Annotated in this window: 13 protein-coding genes and 1 other RNA gene; 12 read left to right on the forward strand and 2 right to left on the reverse strand. The window is 46.7% G+C overall.

All coding sequences use genetic code 11. From position 1 onward, the window contains the following. Positions 1-29 precede the first annotated feature (29 nt). The gene (gene rsmI / locus U1F02_RS13435; protein ID WP_409990919.1) at positions 30-884 is read left to right on the forward strand and encodes a 16S rRNA (cytidine(1402)-2'-O)-methyltransferase; all 855 of its coding nucleotides are present in this window, start codon (positions 30-32) and stop codon (positions 882-884) included. Positions 885-1,079: 195 nt separating this feature from the next. Here rsmI and U1F02_RS13440 read toward each other — a convergent pair whose 3' ends face one another. Further along, positions 1,080-3,473, reverse strand: a complete 2,394-nt coding sequence (locus tag U1F02_RS13440; protein WP_409990920.1) for a TonB-dependent receptor — start codon at positions 3,471-3,473, stop codon at positions 1,080-1,082. Between the two features lie 236 nt (positions 3,474-3,709). On the opposite strand from U1F02_RS13440, the gene rnpB reads away from it, so the two are divergent. Next, positions 3,710-4,107: RNase P RNA component class A (rnpB, locus tag U1F02_RS13445), an RNA gene on the forward strand. A gap of 35 nt (positions 4,108-4,142) precedes the next feature. On the opposite strand, the gene U1F02_RS13450 is transcribed toward rnpB, so the two are convergent. Further along, positions 4,143-4,868, reverse strand: a complete 726-nt coding sequence (locus U1F02_RS13450) for a hypothetical protein (RefSeq protein ID WP_409990921.1) — start codon at positions 4,866-4,868, stop codon at positions 4,143-4,145. 520 nt (positions 4,869-5,388) lie between these two features. Between U1F02_RS13450 and mraZ the strand changes: the two genes are divergently transcribed. The 10 genes from mraZ (at position 5,389) to murG (ending at position 16,787) form a co-directional block, all read left to right on the forward strand. After that, positions 5,389-5,829, forward strand: coding sequence for a division/cell wall cluster transcriptional repressor MraZ (mraZ, locus tag U1F02_RS13455; protein WP_409990922.1), 441 nt, complete (start codon positions 5,389-5,391; stop codon positions 5,827-5,829). A gap of 9 nt (positions 5,830-5,838) precedes the next feature. Then, positions 5,839-6,771 carry a 16S rRNA (cytosine(1402)-N(4))-methyltransferase RsmH gene (gene rsmH / locus U1F02_RS13460; protein ID WP_409990923.1) on the forward strand — a complete coding sequence of 311 codons (933 nt, stop codon included), beginning with the start codon at positions 5,839-5,841 and terminating at the stop codon, positions 6,769-6,771. Between the two features lie 65 nt (positions 6,772-6,836). Further along, positions 6,837-7,148, forward strand: coding sequence for a cell division protein FtsL (ftsL, locus tag U1F02_RS13465; RefSeq protein ID WP_409990924.1), 312 nt, complete (start codon positions 6,837-6,839; stop codon positions 7,146-7,148). Further along, a complete protein-coding gene (locus U1F02_RS13470; protein WP_409990925.1) occupies positions 7,141-9,021 on the forward strand; it encodes a peptidoglycan D,D-transpeptidase FtsI family protein in 1,881 nt (626 codons plus the stop codon). The genes ftsL and U1F02_RS13470 overlap by 8 nt, the downstream gene beginning before the upstream one ends. Continuing rightward, a complete protein-coding gene (locus U1F02_RS13475; protein WP_409990926.1) occupies positions 9,018-10,625 on the forward strand; it encodes a UDP-N-acetylmuramoyl-L-alanyl-D-glutamate--2,6-diaminopimelate ligase in 1,608 nt (535 codons plus the stop codon). Before U1F02_RS13470 ends, U1F02_RS13475 begins: the two co-directional genes overlap by 4 nt. Then, complete coding sequence (gene murF, locus U1F02_RS13480; protein ID WP_409990927.1) at positions 10,622-12,001, forward strand: UDP-N-acetylmuramoyl-tripeptide--D-alanyl-D-alanine ligase; 1,380 nt, start codon at positions 10,622-10,624, stop codon at positions 11,999-12,001. Before U1F02_RS13475 ends, murF begins: the two co-directional genes overlap by 4 nt. Then, the gene (gene mraY / locus U1F02_RS13485; RefSeq protein ID WP_409990928.1) at positions 12,001-13,083 is read left to right on the forward strand and encodes a phospho-N-acetylmuramoyl-pentapeptide-transferase; all 1,083 of its coding nucleotides are present in this window, start codon (positions 12,001-12,003) and stop codon (positions 13,081-13,083) included. Before murF ends, mraY begins: the two co-directional genes overlap by 1 nt. Positions 13,084-13,111: 28 nt before the next feature. Further along, positions 13,112-14,467, forward strand: coding sequence for a UDP-N-acetylmuramoyl-L-alanine--D-glutamate ligase (gene murD / locus U1F02_RS13490; RefSeq protein ID WP_409990929.1), 1,356 nt, complete (start codon positions 13,112-13,114; stop codon positions 14,465-14,467). Beyond that, a complete protein-coding gene (gene ftsW / locus U1F02_RS13495) occupies positions 14,464-15,690 on the forward strand; it encodes a putative lipid II flippase FtsW (protein WP_409990930.1) in 1,227 nt (408 codons plus the stop codon). Before murD ends, ftsW begins: the two co-directional genes overlap by 4 nt. Beyond that, the gene (gene murG, locus U1F02_RS13500) at positions 15,690-16,787 is read left to right on the forward strand and encodes an undecaprenyldiphospho-muramoylpentapeptide beta-N-acetylglucosaminyltransferase (protein ID WP_409991047.1); all 1,098 of its coding nucleotides are present in this window, start codon (positions 15,690-15,692) and stop codon (positions 16,785-16,787) included. The genes ftsW and murG overlap by 1 nt, the downstream gene beginning before the upstream one ends. Positions 16,788-16,795 lie beyond the last annotated feature (8 nt).

Below are 16,795 nucleotides of genomic sequence, written 5' to 3' on the forward strand. Positions count from 1 at the left end.
GCCACGATAAAACGAATTGAGAATTAGCTATGAGCACATTGGCAAGGGCACCAACAGGCACACTTTATGTAGTTGCAACGCCTATCGGAAACCTGGATGACATGGTACCGCGAGCTATACAAACTCTACAAACGGTAGCCGTCATCGCCGCAGAGGATACCCGCCACAGTGCCCGTTTACTTGCGCATTTTGACATAAAAACACCTGCAATCGCGTATCACGATCACAGTGATGAACATCGCACTGAACAATTAATTGCACGATTATTAGCCGGTGAAGATGTCGCTTTGATTTCAGATGCGGGCACACCACTGGTTTCTGACCCTGGTTATCGCTTGGTACGCAGTGCTCGCCAGCAAGGAATTCGCGTTGTTCCCATTCCCGGTGCGTGCGCAATGATTGCTGCCTTGAGTGCGGCAGGTTTGGCATCAGATCGCTTTGCATTCGAAGGTTTTCTACCGGCAAAACAAGTCGCGCGGACTCATCAGCTTGAATCAGTTGCGGGGGATGCGCGGACTTTGATTTTTTATGAGGCTCCGCATCGTATTCTGGAAACGCTGCAAGATATGGAAAGTGTATTTGGGGCAGAGCGTGAAGTTGTTGTTGCACGCGAGCTCACCAAAACTTTTGAGACGATAAAAGGTGGCAGCTTAGCGGAAATGGTCGCATGGGTTGCGGCAGATTCCAATCAACAGCGCGGTGAAATTGTTCTGTTGGTGCAAGGTGCGCCCAAGCAGGAAAACGCTGATCTTTCGCCAGAACAAATACGCGTGATGAAAGTATTACTCGAGGATCTACCGGTAAAACAAGCTGCGGCAATTGGTGCGAAAATTACTGGGTTGAAAAAGAATTTTTTATACGATTGGGCATTAAAGCAGGAATAATTATCGCATCGGTTGCGCAGATGGTGTGTGTTTCAGTTGGACAATAAATTTTGAAAAATGTACCGGACTGGAATTGTTCTACCTCTAAAAATGCTGCAGATCCAATTTGAAATCGCGCGTAAATAAAAGTTTGAACCTAATAAATGGCCACATTCAACTCGCGTTAAATGTGGCCATTTATTTCCTAAATCTTGTTTAAAATTTGATGGTTCCTTGAATTGCCACGCTACGTGCAGGTTCATAGAATGCGTAAAATCCAGAGCCAGCACCTTTGGTGAGCACGCTCGCTACGGGTAAACCGTTGGCGTAGGTTATAACCGCTTCATCGGTCAGGTTTTTACCTACCAAGGCCACTTCCCACAAATCGCTCGCGCCACTTAACGCGATGCGCGCGTTAATTTTGGTGTAAGAAGATTGCTCAAAGCGTTTATCCAACGATGGCGTTGTTAAATAACCGGAATTGAAAATCACGTCCAAGGTGTTCGCTAGTTTCCAGCCGTTTGGTAAATCTATGTCGTAATCCCAACCCACGTTGCCTTGGTATTTGGGTACAAATTCGCGGCGCATGCCGGTTTGATCACACGCGGTTGGGCCGCTGTTAGGTGCTTGGCCAAAGGCGCATTGGCCGTTAGGGAAATCGAGATATTCAAAGTCTAGGTAGCTCGCACCACCGCGCATTAAGAGTTTGTTAGTAATCGCCCAACGGCCATCCACTTCCAAGCCTTGCACACGTGCTTCACCAGCGTTGGTGACGTTAAAGCTAAGGCTGCCGTCAAATTGGCTGGTTTGCATATTGGTGAAATCTGAGCGGAACACGGCGACGTTCAATTCTGCCGAGCCATTTGCGAGCAAGAATTTCCCGCCCAACTCGTAGTTTTTCACATCTTCTTTTTCAAATTCCCAGCTGCCGTCCGTTGATGGTGCATATTTGGGGCTTCCATCCGGATTTTTTCCGATTTGTTGTCCTTGGTAGAGGCCTCCAAGGGTATCCGGAGCAGAGTTGGCTCTTACGTCATAGCCGCCTGATTTAAATCCTGTGGTGTAGCTCGCATAAAGTCGGTCGGTTTTATTGATGTCTTGTTGGAAAATAATTTGCGGGTCAAAGCCAGATTCGCTTCGGTTACCCTTGATGCTATGTGGATCAACTTTGAAGCCAACCCATAGCAAATTGTAGGGGTCAAGGTCCTTACCAACGGGCAATACATCACCAGACGGTGATACGTGATACTGGCTGCGATCCGCGTTTTTCTTCTCGGAGGAATAGCGTCCCCCTAAAATTAAGCGATTGGTATCGGTGATATTCCAGGTCATTTGCCCGAAAACCGCATAGAGGCTGGTGTCTTGACGGAAATCGCGCTGGGTTGAAGCGCCGCGTAACAACGACGATACGGCCGTAGCAATCACGCTATCGGTTGGCACGTAAACATTATCGTGGAATTTGATATTGCTGCCTTGGTAGAAGAGGCCACCCAACCAACTAATGATTTGGTCAGCTGCGGAGGCTAAACGCAGCTCTTGGCTCACTTGGCGATACTTTTCATCTGAATAAATGTTAAAGCCTGATGCGCCGGTGAAGTCGCAATCGCAGAGCTCGGAATATTTATAACCGTTGTAGCCAGTCACCGACGTGAGGGTCATGCCGCCAATATCGTGTTCTGCAGTCAGTGTCACGTTATTGGTGTCGTTGTAGCTGTAGTCACCGTTTGATTGGCGTTTGCCGTCCTCAGTCGTATCCAGCTGGAATTTACCGGCTGTGAGATAGGAGAGGATAGTTTTGTAAGGGTTCGGGTCTTTCGTTGTGTTCAGTAGGTCATTGGTAACAGGTTTGACTACTTCAATATTGCGGCCATTGCTGTCGAAGGAGCCATCTTCCAGTTTTAGGGTGATATTCCAAGTGTCTGTCGGTTTCCATTGGAAGGTGGCACGAACGACTTGGTCTTTATCGGCGGATTCATCGCGATTTAGCGTCGTATTTTCGATAAAACCGTCTGTTTCGCGGCTTAATACTGCCAAGCGTCCACCCAAGGTATCGCTAATCGGGCCAGACAATACAAGGCGGGCCTCGCGCTCGTTAAATTCTGGTTCATAGCTCAGCGTTAGGTTGCCTTCAAATTCGTTTCCAGGCTTTGCGTTAATAATGCTAATCGCGCCTGCGGTACTGTTTTTACCGAACAGAATACTTTGCGGGCCGCGCAGAATTTCCACGCGCTCAATATCCAAAAAAGGCGCTCGAGCGAGTTGCGCTCGACCGTAGTGAATGCCATCTACAAACATAGCCGCAGATTGTTCGAAGCCTTGGTTTACGCCAGAGCTAATGCCGCGAATGGCAATGTTGGTGCCGATTCCAGTTTGCGTCATGTTAAAGCTGGGGGTGTAATCAGAAAGGCCTGAAGGGCTGGTAACGCCGGCTTCTTCGAGCTTGGCGCCGCTGAGCGCGGTGAGCGAAATGGGTACGTCTTCGAGTTTCTGCGCACGCTTTTGAGCGGTGACGATGACTTCATCGAGTGAGGGGGCATCGTCAGCAAAAGCGGGGACGCCTAGGTAACTTGCGATGACCACAGACAATAAGCTGAGTTTTGGCAGTTTCACGAGGTGAACTCCTCAATGTAATGTTTTTATTAATTCCACGGTTTTGTCAGGCTTTGATAAGTAATAGCCCAAAATTCAGGAAATACCAGTATTTGGGCGCGTATCGCCCGCGTTTGGCGGGTATTGAAATGCTTTTGTTACATACTGAAACCGCAGGTTGCTTTAGGTGTTTTAAACACTGGGTAAACCCAAGTTTTTACTTGTACTTTGGCATCCGTGCGCGTAGTGTGCGCGCCGGAGTTGGCTAGACAGTCGCTCCAGTGTTAACTGGCTTGTTCGCTTGCGTATGAGGTGGTCCACTGGGGAGGAAAGTCCGGGCTCCATAGGGCAGAGCGCCAGGTAACGCCTGGGAGGTGCGAACCTACGGAAAGTGCAACAGAAAGCAAACCGCCTAAGTTCAAGGTGCTACTTGTAGCAAACCAGAACCGGTAAGGGTGAAAGGGTGCGGTAAGAGCGCACCGCGCGGCTGGTAACAGTCCGTGGCACGGTAAACCCCGCTCGGAGCAAGACCAAATAGGAACCCGTGGGTGCGGCCCGCACTGGGTTCGGGTAGGTTGCTTGAGGCTTGTGGCGACACAAGTCCTAGATGAATGACTGTCCACGACAGAACCCGGCTTATCGGCCGACTCCACCTTTTCCTTGCGCATAAACGCGAAATTCCGAACCTCGTCATGAGGTCGGGATTGGCGCTTTCGTGTGAATCGATCTTTGTCTCGCATAGCCCGTGTTTTTAATGGTCGGCAATAATCTGATGCTCAACCCAGTCGCAGCGATTAACAAGAGAATAGCTGCTGATGGTTCCGGAACTTGGGTCTCAATGCAGTCAAATTCGAGACGATCAAAGGTGGTTGGCTCGCTATCACCTCCAAGGACTATTTTTCCTATGGATGCGGCGGAGTATTCCAGCTTCCAATAAGCCCAGTAACCATGTTCCGGTATGCCCGGTTCAATTTCTCCCAAGGTGACGCGGGTATTATCGTCAGTGGCGAGGGAGGACAGAAAATTTCCCAGTTCATCAAAAACCCTTACTTCTAAAGGTTCTGAGCCAGGGCCTGCGTCAAAATACAGTTCCGCAATCAGGATCGAAAAACGGGTCGTCTTAGCCTTAAATGTTACTTCCAAGCTAGGTTCCATAAACCATTCGTTCGCCTTGCTAGATCCAAACACTTTATGGCCAATGGCTAGTGTGTTGTTCCCGTTTGCGGCGGAGGATGAAATGGGAGAGGCATAAACGTCACCTCCATCACTCGTGGACAGAGTGGCATATTTACAGCTGTTAGTTAGTACTGAGTCGTCAAGGAAGTCGTCGGCATCAATGACTATCGAAACAGCACTTGCACCGCAGGATATCAGGGTGCTGACCAAAAACAGGATAGACCTAACGTGGATGCTCATTTTCCAGTTTCCTTTTGTGTCGAGCTTGCTTTAGGTGTGTTTGAAAGAATCTAAACTTCGCCCATAGGAAAATCTATAGGTTATGCGGGTGCGTAAAATATTTAGGCACGCCAATCTTTTAATTGGCGCAGCAAATTGCACTTGTCAGTAAATATACGATTAATGTAGCCTTGGGCTCCCGCCTTGCGGAATTCGGCTTATTAGGCCTCTTCCTTCTTAAAATCCCCTTTTTTTAACGCAAAATAATTTCAAACTTAAAGCTTTACTTTAAGTTTGTACTCTATTTGTTTGATTTGTATGTTTTTCCGCTCTTTTCTGTTTTCCAGTTCCTTCTTGTTTCTTCCATATTCGCCGCGGTATCGCGCTTTTTCGCGTGATTTTCAGCACTTTTTGCTTATTGCTCGCTTGACTTTGATTAGTCCCGATTTATAGTGTGCCCTGTGGAAAAAAGTGGGTTTTAGTGGTTTTTTGTGGAAAATTCCGACTAATAACGAACGCAAAAACAAAAAAGTGGTGAATCGTGTTCACAGGTAGTAACTCCATCAGCATGGACCCGAAAGGTCGCATGGCGATTCCGACTCGCATTCGTGAGGAGTTGGCGACGCTTTGTGGCGGGCGCTTGGTGGTAACTGCGCATACGCAAGATCGCTGCTTATTGGTTTATCCAGAGCCTGAATGGCTTGAGTTATTGCCGCAGATTGAGGCGCTTCCCAGCTTCAATAAGGTTTCCCAGCGCACTAAGCGCATTTTGATTGGCTACGCCACGCCTTTGGAGATCGACGCCAATGGCCGCGTGCTTGTCCCGCCAACTCTGCGTGAGTACGCAAATCTCGATAAGAAAATGATGTTGGTTGGACAGGGCAAAAAACTTGAGTTGTGGAGTGAGGAAAGTTGGCTGGCATTGCTAAATGAGCCGGCTGACGACGAGATTCCCAGCGAAATGCTTTCGCTTTCGCTCTAGGAGAAGCTTGTGACTCAACTCCAACATGTCACCGTGCTCTTGCAAGAAGCGGTTGACGCGCTCATTACAAACCCCGCTGGCTTTTACGTAGACGGTACTTTCGGTCGCGGTGGTCACAGTGCCCTGGTGCTGGAAAATCTCGCTCCGGAAGGCCGCTTGTTAGGCATTGATAAAGATCTTGCCGCTATTGCGGTGGCAAACGAACGTTTTTCTGACGAAAAACGTTTTGCAATTGCTCACGGCTCTTTTGCCGAGCTGGCGCGTTTAGTCGATGAGCGCGGTATGACCGGCAAGGTTGATGGTGTGCTGCTGGATCTCGGGGTGTCATCGCCCCAGTTAGATGAAGCTGAACGTGGCTTCAGTTTCCAAAACGATGGCCCGCTTGATATGCGTATGGATCAAAGCCGAGGCCAAAGCGCTGCGGATTGGGTTAATACCGCGGCGGAAGATGACATTGCATTTGTGTTGAAGGAGTTTGGCGAAGAGCGATTTGCAAAACGCATGGCGCGCGCAATCGTCAATGAGCGCCAAAAAAATCCATTTACACGCACAAAACATTTGGCGGAAGTAATTAAGGAAGCAAATCCTGCGTGGGAAAAAGGAAAGCATCCTGCAACGCGAGCTTTTCAAGCCATTCGAATTCATGTGAACAACGAGCTTGGCGATTTGGATGCAGTGCTGGAACAAGCCTTGTCGGTATTGGCAATCGGCGGTCGCTTGGTGGTGATTAGTTTTCACTCTTTGGAAGACCGAGTTGTTAAGCGTTTTATTCGTCGCCAGGAATCTGGTGATCCTGTTCCGCGCGGTTTGCCCATTCGCGATGAACAGCTAAACAAACGGATGCGCTCTTGCGGAAAAGCCATCAAAGCGAGCGATAGCGAGGTGGAAGTTAACGTGAGATCTCGCAGCGCGATTATGAGAGTTGCGGAAAAAATTTCTTAATTCGTTTCTGTTCTTCGTTTTATTTCTTGTAGTTCGTTCAACAACAAAAAAATCAAAGGGGCACCATGAGTCAATTCCAGACAAAAGCACCAAAACGCATGGCGCCTTGGGCGTTAATGCTGGTGGCTTGTCTCTGGATTTCTGTGGTTGTTTCTGCCTTAGCAGTGGTGTCATCTACACACCAAGTTCGCCGCGACGTAAACCAACTTGAAACCCTGCGCCGTGAGGCATCGCACTTACAAGTTGAGTGGGGGCAATATCTTCTTGAAGAAAGCACCTGGGCGGCATACAGCCGAATTGAAGGCATAGCGAACAAAGAATTAAATATGATCGCGCCGACAACTGAGCACGTAGTTATGGTGCCGGCCGATGATTAGAACCTCTTTCGCAAAAACACTGGAAACTAATCCGCAAATTCCAAAACCGCGCAGCCCCTTAAAGGTTGCGCGTTGGCGTTTTTATTGTGTTATTGGTGTGATGGGGATTTTGGTGCTGGTGCTCATCGGCCATGTTGCGAGTTTGCAAGTTTTGCCTAACGCCGATAAAGGCTTTGAGTTTTTACAAGTTCAAGGCGAAGCGCGCACTTTGCGCAATGAATTAATTCCCGCTTATCGCGGTGTCATCACTGATCGTAACGGCGCACCTTTAGCAGTGAGTACGCCTGTTGCAACACTCTGGGCAAATCCAAAAGTTCTTTTGCAATCACCGCAACGTTTCGCTGAGTTGGCGCAAGCCTTGGATATAAACAAGGCTGAAATGGAATCGCGTTTAACGCGTTATGCCAACAAAGAATTCATGTATTTGCAGCGCCAAATGGCTCCAGATGCCGCACAAAAAGTGATGGATTTGGATATTCCCGGCGTAAACCTTCAAACCGAATATCACCGTTATTACCCAGCGGGCGAAGTGGTTTCGCATTTGGTCGGTATGACGGACGTGGATGATCGTGGGCAAGAAGGAATGGAAATGGCCTACGATGTTTGGTTGAGCGGTGAGAATGGTTCAAAACAAGTTCTTAAAGATTTGAAGGGCCGAACTGTAAAAGAGTTGCAACTGATTAAGGCTGCACGTGCAGGACAAAATCTAACGCTCAGTATTGATTTGCGTTTGCAGTATTTGGCATTCCGTGAATTAAAAAAAGCCGTTGAGGATAGCGGCGGTATCGCGGGCTCACTGGTTATTTTGGATGTGGAAACCGGTGAAATTTTAGCGATTACCAATTATCCCTCGTACAACCCTAATGATCGCGGTCAGGCTAAAGGTCAGGCATTACGCAATCGCGCAATCACCGACATTTACGAGCCGGGTTCCACTATGAAGCCGCTCGCAATTTTGGCGGCGCTAGAATCAGGAAAATTCAAATCAACGGATCTTATCGACACCAATCCTGGTCGATTCCAAGTGGGAACCAAAACTATTACGGATGACGGATTTAATTACGGCGTTTTGGATTTGCCAATGGCAATCGCAAAATCCAGCAACATTGCCATGTCAAAAATTGCATTGCAGTTAGATGCTAATTCGCTGACTAACATGTACAGTCGCTTGGGTATTGGTCATCCAACGGGAACTTATTTTCCTGGCGAATCTTCTGGCCGTGTTCCTTCACTAAAAATGGCGCAATTAATCGAGCGTTGTAACGTAGCCTTCGGTTATGCAATGAACCTTACCGTTCTACAAGTTGTGCAAGCTTACGCCGTGATTGCAAATGGCGGCGTTAAGCGGCCAATTTCACTCACAAAAATCGACACGATTCCGGCTGGCGAAAAAGTTGTCGATAAAAAATACACCGATGAAGTAAAAAATATGTTGCTCCGTGTGGTGAGTGCGGAAGGTACAGGTAAACGTGCACGTACTATTTCTTACACGGTTGCTGGAAAAACCGGAACCGCATTTAAATCTGTGGCGGGGCATTACACGCACAAACAAATTTCTTCATTTGTAGGGATGGCGCCGGTAGAAAATCCACGCATTGTTGCAATGGTCGTGATTGACGAACCGCAAGGTGCGGGCACAACTGCGAATGGCGGTATGGTTGCTGCACCCGCTTTCTCGAAAGTCGCAGAAGATGCGTTGCGTATGTTGCAAGTTCCGCCAGATGCAACAGCCGAACAAGTGGAAGAAGTAAAAGCTTTTGCGGCACGCGCGGCTAAACAAGCAGCAGATAAAGCCGCTGCAAAATTAAAAGCGCAGCAAGAAGCTGAGCAACTACCTGTGATTCAACAACAGGAGGCATTGCCCATCCAATGATAATGCCTTCTAAGACACCACTATTTAAACTGCTGCCTGATACACATTTGGATCAGGCTGCCAATGTAGAAGTATCTGGCATACAGCTGGATTCACGAAAAATTTCTGCGGGCGATCTTTTTATTGCGCTTGTTGGTGAGCAGGTAGATGGACGCCAGTTCATCGCAAACGCTATTGAGTTAGGTGCTCATGCAGTATGTGTTGAAGCGGATAAGCAATGGCAAGGTGTAGCTTGGATTGGTGCCGTGCCTGTTATTGCGGTAGAAAATTTGTCGCAACGCGTTAGTGAAATGGCGGGGAATTTTTACGACCACCCGAGTCGTCGTTGCCGTTTAATTGGTGTTACAGGTACTAATGGAAAAACGTCAATCACTTTATTGATTGCGCAACTCACAGCTTTGCTCGCAGAAAAAGAGCAAAAGAACCAAGCTGTTTCAGGTGTTGTGGGTACATTAGGTTTTGGTGCGCTTAATGCAAAATCTCTTGCGCCACTTGACCAACAAATTAGCGCAATTCAAGCGACAGGATTAACCACCCCAGATCCAGTAAATCTTCAAAAAATAATTGCTAATTTGGTTGCTGATCAAGCATCAACAGTTGCAATTGAAGTTTCTTCGCATAGCTTGGTGTTAGGCCGGGTTTCAGCACTTGAATTCAATACCGCAGTATTTACAAATCTCACGCAAGATCATTTGGATTTCCACGGTGATATGGCGAGTTATGGCAATGCAAAAGCAAAACTGCTCACTTATCCAAATTTAAAATATGCCGTCTTAAATGCAGATGACGCATGGGCAAAAAATTTACTCAAGCAAAAGCCCGCTAGCGTTTCTGCAATTACCTTTTCGGTAAATGATGAAACTGCTAATGTTTATTTAAGAAATCTTGAACTTACTACAAAAGGCGCAACTGCTGAAATCCATACGCCTTGGGGCGTAGCGAATTTAGTTTCTCCTTTTATTGGAAAATTTAACTTAAGTAATTTGCTCGCCGTTATTGCTGCGGTGTGTGTTGACGGCGCAGATTTAAAGTCAGTCGTGGAGCTGGTTCCACAACTACAGGCTGCGCCGGGGCGTATGCAATTGATTGAACTCGGTGATTCTCAGCAAGATGTGCAGGTGATCGTTGATTACGCACACACGCCTGATGCGCTTGAAAACAGTTTACGCGCAATTCGTGAACATACGCAGTCGCGTGTTTGGACTGTATTTGGTTGTGGTGGTGACCGCGATAAAACCAAACGTCCGCTCATGGGGCGCATTGCAGAAAAATATAGCGACTACCTTATTATCACGAACGACAATCCACGCTCTGAAGAGCCATCTGCCATAGCGGCAGATATTATTCGCGGCCTACATAATCCCAACGCATGTTTGGTTATTGCTGATCGTGCTCAGGCGATTGACTTTGCAGTTCAGCAAGCAAAATCAGATGATTTAATTTTGATAGCAGGGAAAGGTCACGAGGATTATCAATTGTTCGCCGACCAAAAAATTTCATTTAGCGATCTTAAGCAAGCGCGCATCGCATTGCAGCGCCGAATTGCAAAACGCGATACCGAAACAGCGGGCGATATAAATCTGCAACAAGGAGGTGCGTCGTGATTGCGCCTTTATCATTAGCACAGGTTGCTGAGTTCTGCCGTGAATCTTTGGGCGCAGAGCTGTACAATGGCGACGTTAATTTTTCAAAAGTGAACACGGATACGCGTACATTAACTGCTGGTGAGCTTTTTGTAGCTTTACGCGGCGAAAATTTTGACGCGCACGATTTTCTACATCAGGCAGTGGCCAAAGGTGTATGCGGTTTAGTGGTTGAAAAGTTTTCGGTAGATATAGCCCTACCTCAGTTAGTTGTTAAAGATACTTTGTTGGCGCTTGGTCAGATTGCGGCCTTGAATCGTAATGCGTTTAAGAAGCCTGTTTTGGCGATTACAGGAAGTAGCGGTAAGACAACGGTGAAAACCATGCTCGCAGATATTCTAAGTGAGTGCGGAAAAGTTCACGCGACCAAAGGTAACTTGAATAACCATATAGGTGTGCCATTAACACTACTACAGCTCGAAGCAGATCATGATTATGCGGTAATCGAAATGGGCGCAAGCGCAATTGGTGAAATTGCCTATTTATGTTCGCTCGCTAAACCGCAAGTTACCATGATTAATAATGTGATGCCTGCTCACATTGAGGGCTTTGGCTCTATCGAAGGTGTCGCCCAGGCAAAAGGCGAAATATATAAAAATCTTACAGCAGAAAATACTGCTGTTATTAATGTGGATGATCGCTTCGCACCGCAATGGTTAGCAGATTTGAAAGCCGAAGCAGTTCGTGTTTCTTTGAATAATAAATCCGTTGATTGTTATGCAGAAAGCATCGAATTTAGTTCTTCCTCAGCCTCATTTGATATCTGCATTGGCGGAAAAAAAATTTCTGTAAAGCTAAATGCACTTGGTGAGCACAGCGTGCGTAATGCACTTATGGCAGCGGCTATGGCTCATTCTGTTGGTGCAAGTCTTACCGATATTCAAAATGGTTTAGCCAAATTTTCACCCGTAGGTGGGCGCATGAGTCGCCATACAGGTGTGAATAAATCCCTCGTTATAGATGACAGTTACAACGCAAACCCCGGATCTGTTCGAGCAGCTATTGATGTTTTGGCATCTGGCGGCGGGACTCGCATTCTTGTTTTAGGTGATCTTGCTGAGCTTGGCGAAGATGAAATAGTTCAGCATGAAAGATTAGGTTCTTATGCCGCTCAAAAAAATATCGATCATTTTTATACCTTAGGCAAATTAACTGCGCACGCGAGCAAGGCTTTCGGTGAACAGCCTGGGTCGCACCATTTTGTTGACCGCGAATCGCTCATTTCCGCGTTGCAGACAATTGCAACACCTGACACCACATTTTTAATCAAAGGCTCACGCAGCGCCAAAATGGATTTGGTTGTTAAAGCACTTTGTTCAACCGGAGAAAATCCTTAATGCTTTACTGGCTTGCAGAACAATTAAAAGAACACATTCATGGTTTCGCTGTATTCCAATATTTAACCCTGCGAGCAATTCTCGGTGTGTTAACTGCTTTAGGTATTTCTTTGATTCTTGGCCCATGGTTTATTCGCCGGCTCAGTGAATTGAAAATCGGCCAAGCTGTTCGTAATGATGGTCCCCAAACGCACCTGACCAAATCCGGCACGCCAACAATGGGTGGCGCATTAATTTTAGTTGCGATATTTGCGAGTACCTTGTTGTGGTCTGATTTGAGCAGCCGTTACGTTTGGGTTGTTATGATTGTTACGGCCATTTTTGGTGCTGTGGGCTGGGTTGACGATTATCGCAAAGTTGCGAAGCGTGATTCTCGCGGTCTTCCTGCTCGTTGGAAATATTTTTGGCAATCTATCGCGGGTTTTGGCGCGGCGATTTTTTTATACGTTTCTTCTGCTTCACCTGCTGAGACGCAATTATTTATTCCATTCTTTAAAAGTGTCGCCCTCGACATGGGGCTCTTTTACATCGTCTTTTCTTATTTTGTAATTGTGGGAACCAGTAATGCCGTTAACTTGACAGATGGTCTAGACGGCTTAGCCATTATGCCTTGCGTTATGGTTTCGGGTGCGTTGGCGCTTATTGCTTACCTCGCGGGTAATTTGAAATTTTCAGAGTATTTACACATTGCCTATATTCCGGGCGCTGGCGAACTTGTTGTTTTTTGTTGCGCAATGGTTGGTGCTGGTTTGGGCTTTTTATGGTTCAACACCTATCCCGCAACAGTATTTATGGGGGACGTTGGTGCTCTAGCCTTGGGTGCAGCTTTGGGTGTGATTGCCGTTATTGTTCGTCACGAAATTGTGCTCTTCATCATGGGCGGGATTTTTGTGTTGGAAACCGTATCGGTCATTTTGCAAGTCGCTTCTTTTAAATTAACTGGAAAACGCATTTTCCGTATGGCTCCCATTCATCACCACTTTGAGTTAAAAGGCTGGCCAGAACCACGCGTTATTGTTCGTTTCTGGATTATTACGCTCATGTTGGTGTTGATTGGTCTTGCAACATTAAAAATTCGTTAATTATTTTGAGATATTCATCGTGACACAAATGATCGCTACCAATCGCATTAAAGCCATTATCGGCACCGGCATTACCGGCTTGTCGGTTGCGCGCTTTCTTGCGCAGCAAAAATTGGCGTTCGTGTTACTGGATACGCGCTTGTCACCGCCTAACTTGGAGAAAATAAAATCCGAGTTTCCCAACGTTCAACTTGAGTTAGGTGAACTGCGTTCAGATACCTTATTCAATTGCGATGAAATTATTCTAAGCCCCGGTGTTGCCGCGGAGACACCAGCGATTGCAGCGGCAAAAGCGCAAGGCATCCCAGTGATTGGCGATATTGAATTATTTGTTCGTTATGCGAAGGCACCAATAGTGGCCATTACGGGATCCAATGCAAAAAGTACGGTGACTACTTTAGTCGGCGAAATGGCAAAAACAGCCGGTATAAAAGTCGCCGTAGGTGGCAACTTGGGAACGCCTGCGCTCGAGTTGTTGGCCGATGACATTGAGCTTTATGTCATGGAGCTTTCCAGCTTTCAATTGGAAACCGTATCCAAGTTAAACGCCAAGGTTGCGACCATTTTAAATATCAGTGCTGATCATCTGGATCGTTACACAGATATGCGTGCTTACATTCTCGCTAAGCTTCGCGTGTACTTCGGTGCAGAACATATAGTCGTTAATCGCAATGACGTTCTCACTCATCCACCGCTAGCTGCGAATGCAAAGCCTATTTATTTCGGAGGCAAAGCAGATTTTGGCAGTTTTGGTTTGATCGAAGACGAGGGTAAAACCTATCTAGCGAAAAATCTAAAACCACTGCTTGATGCCAAAGAGTTAAAAATCAGCGGCAAGCATAATGTTGATAATGCATTAGCTGCACTGGCGCTTGGTGATGCAGCAGGTATTCCAGTAGATGCGATGATTGAAACCCTGAAAGAGTTTCGCGGTCTGCATCACCGTTGTGAATATGTTGCTACCAAAAGCGGCGTTGATTTTTATAACGATTCCAAAGGTACAAATATAGGCGCAACAGTCGCGGCGATTGCGGGATTATCTCGTCCACCAGCGCAGTTGATTGTTATTGCCGGTGGTGAAGGCAAAGGACAAGATTTTAAAGAGTTAAATCCCACTTTAGAAAAAAATCCGTGTCATTTAGTGCTTATCGGGCGAGATGCTCAGTTGATTGCTGATGCTGTAAAAGGACATGCGCAATGTAGTTTTGCTAATTCAATGCAAGATGCAGTTCAAACTGCTTATGAGCTTGCCAAATCTGGCGATGCTGTTTTGCTATCTCCCGCCTGCGCATCCTTCGACATGTTTAAGAACTATGAAGATCGCGGTGAGCAATTTTGCGCCCAAGTGCTCGCCTTGCAAGATAAAACGGGAAGAGGTTTATGATGACAGCATCAAGCCCCGTTAGCACATTTCAACATTCCAATCTGACATTGGGCCAGCGTATCGACTGGCCGTTATTGTGTTTGTGGTTTGTATTGTTATCTGTGGGTTTGATCATGGTGACCTCTGCATCCATATCTTTCTCAGCAGCCTCCAAATTTACACACAACGACGCTTGGTATTTTGCAAAACGGCACACGGCCTATTTAATCATGGGCCTGGCCCTTGCCACTTTTGTTGTAGCTATTCCAATCAGTATTTGGGAAAAGTACGCCGCGCATTTTTTAATATTTACGCTATTTCTTTTGTTGATTGTATTGATTCCTGGAATCGGGCATCGCGTTAACGGTAGTCGTCGCTGGTTGAATTTAGGTTTCATCATGGTACAGGCTTCTGAAATAGCGAAGGTCTGCGCAATCATCTTTTTCGCCAGTTTTTTCTCGCGTCGATATCATGAATTGCATTTTGGTTGGCAAGGTTTTTTAAAGCCTTTGATGTTGCTAGGCGTTTTTGTGTTTCTTCTTTTATTAGAGCCTGACTTTGGTAGCTCAGTTGTTTTAACCGTAACGGTTATTTCAATGATGTTCATTGCAGGCGTCCGCATTTGGCATTTCTTGTTGCTTATCATTATTGCGGCGGCTGGCATGGCGTCTGTTGCTATTTTTTCTCCTTATCGTATGCAGCGTTTGGTGACTTATCTTGATCCTTGGGCTGATCCATTAAACGGCGGCTATCAATTAACGCAATCATTGATTGGATTCGGTCGCGGTGAATGGACCGGATTAGGGTTGGGCAACAGCCTTCAAAAATTATTCTTTTTACCAGAGGCTCACACAGATTTTATTTTCGCAATTATCGCGGAGGAATTTGGTTTGCTGGGCGCAGTTGTCATGGTTGGCTTATTTGCAGCGCTGGTTGTCCGCATCATTATGGTTGCCAAAAACAACTTGGCTCGCGGAAAGGTATTTGCAGCACTCGCGACCTTTGGTGTTGCGATCCTGTTTAGCTTTCAAGTTTTTGTAAATATCGGTGTGTCTTCGGGTCTACTACCAACGAAGGGTTTGACCTTACCGTTTATTAGTTATGGTGGAAGTAGCTTATTGATTTGCTGCATGTTGATGGCGTTTGTTCTACGTGCTCAGTGGGAAGTCGCGGGATTAAATGGCGCAGAAGCTTTGGCTCCGCAGCAATCAAACACAACGAAACGTAAAGCGGTGGTTTTATGATGAATTCCTCCGCAGATTTAACGGTAATGATTATGGCGGGTGGAACTGGCGGCCACGTTTTTCCTGCGCTCGCCGTTGCCGATGTTCTCAGAAACAAAGGTGCGCATGTGGAATGGCTGGGCACGCCACGCGGAATCGAAAATTCCTTGGTGCCTGCTGCCAATATCCCACTCAATCACATTCGTGTTGAAGGTGTGCGTGGCCGTGGGATTTTGGGTTTGATTAAAGCGCCTTTCTTAATTTTATTGGCGGTAGCTCAAGCTGTTTCAATTTTAAAGCGGGTGAAGCCAAATGTTGTTATTGGTTTCGGTGGTTTTGCTTCGGGCCCTGGTGGAGTGGCCGCAAAAATATTGGACGTGCCTTTGGTCATCCATGAGCAAAATGCTATCGCAGGTACTACCAATCGTTTGCTTTCTAAAATTGCGGCTCGCGTGCTTGCTGCTTTTGAAGATGCATTTTTAAACAAAAATATAATCGCAAAAGTTGTGGGTAATCCTGTCCGTCATCTTATCGCCAATTTAGCTATTCCTACCGAACGTTATGAAGCACGCGGTGAGGGGCATTTACATCTTTTAGTGCTGGGCGGAAGTTTGGGAGCCAAGGCAATTAATGAATTGGTGCCGCAAGCCTTAGCAAAATTGCCTGCTGGTTCGCGCCCATTGGTGAGACATCAATCTGGAAAAAATCATTTGGAATCGACAATTGCGTCCTACATGCAGTATCAAGTGAACGCAAAAGTAGATGCCTTTGTTGAAGATATGGCCGCAGCATACGCTTGGGCTGATCTCGTTATTTGCAGAGCGGGTGCATTAACCGTTAGCGAATTGGCCGCAGCGGGAGTGGCGGCTGTTTTGATTCCTTTGCCTACAGCGATTGATGACCACCAAACTCATAACGCTAACATTTTAGTGAAAGCTGGCGCCGGTATTTCCTTGGTTCAAAAAGATTTAACCGCAGAAAAACTTGCTTCTTTGTTAACAGATCAATTGCATGAGCGCGCCAAATTAAAAGAAATGGCAACAAACGCGCGTTCGCTTGCCTTACCGCAAGCAGCAGAAACCGTTGCTTCTATTTGTGTGGAGGTGGCCCGTGGATAAGGCCCCAA

Origin of the sequence: Cellvibrio sp. (assembly GCF_046347455.1) — a bacterium.
Classification (GTDB): Bacteria; Pseudomonadota; Gammaproteobacteria; order Pseudomonadales; family Cellvibrionaceae; genus Cellvibrio.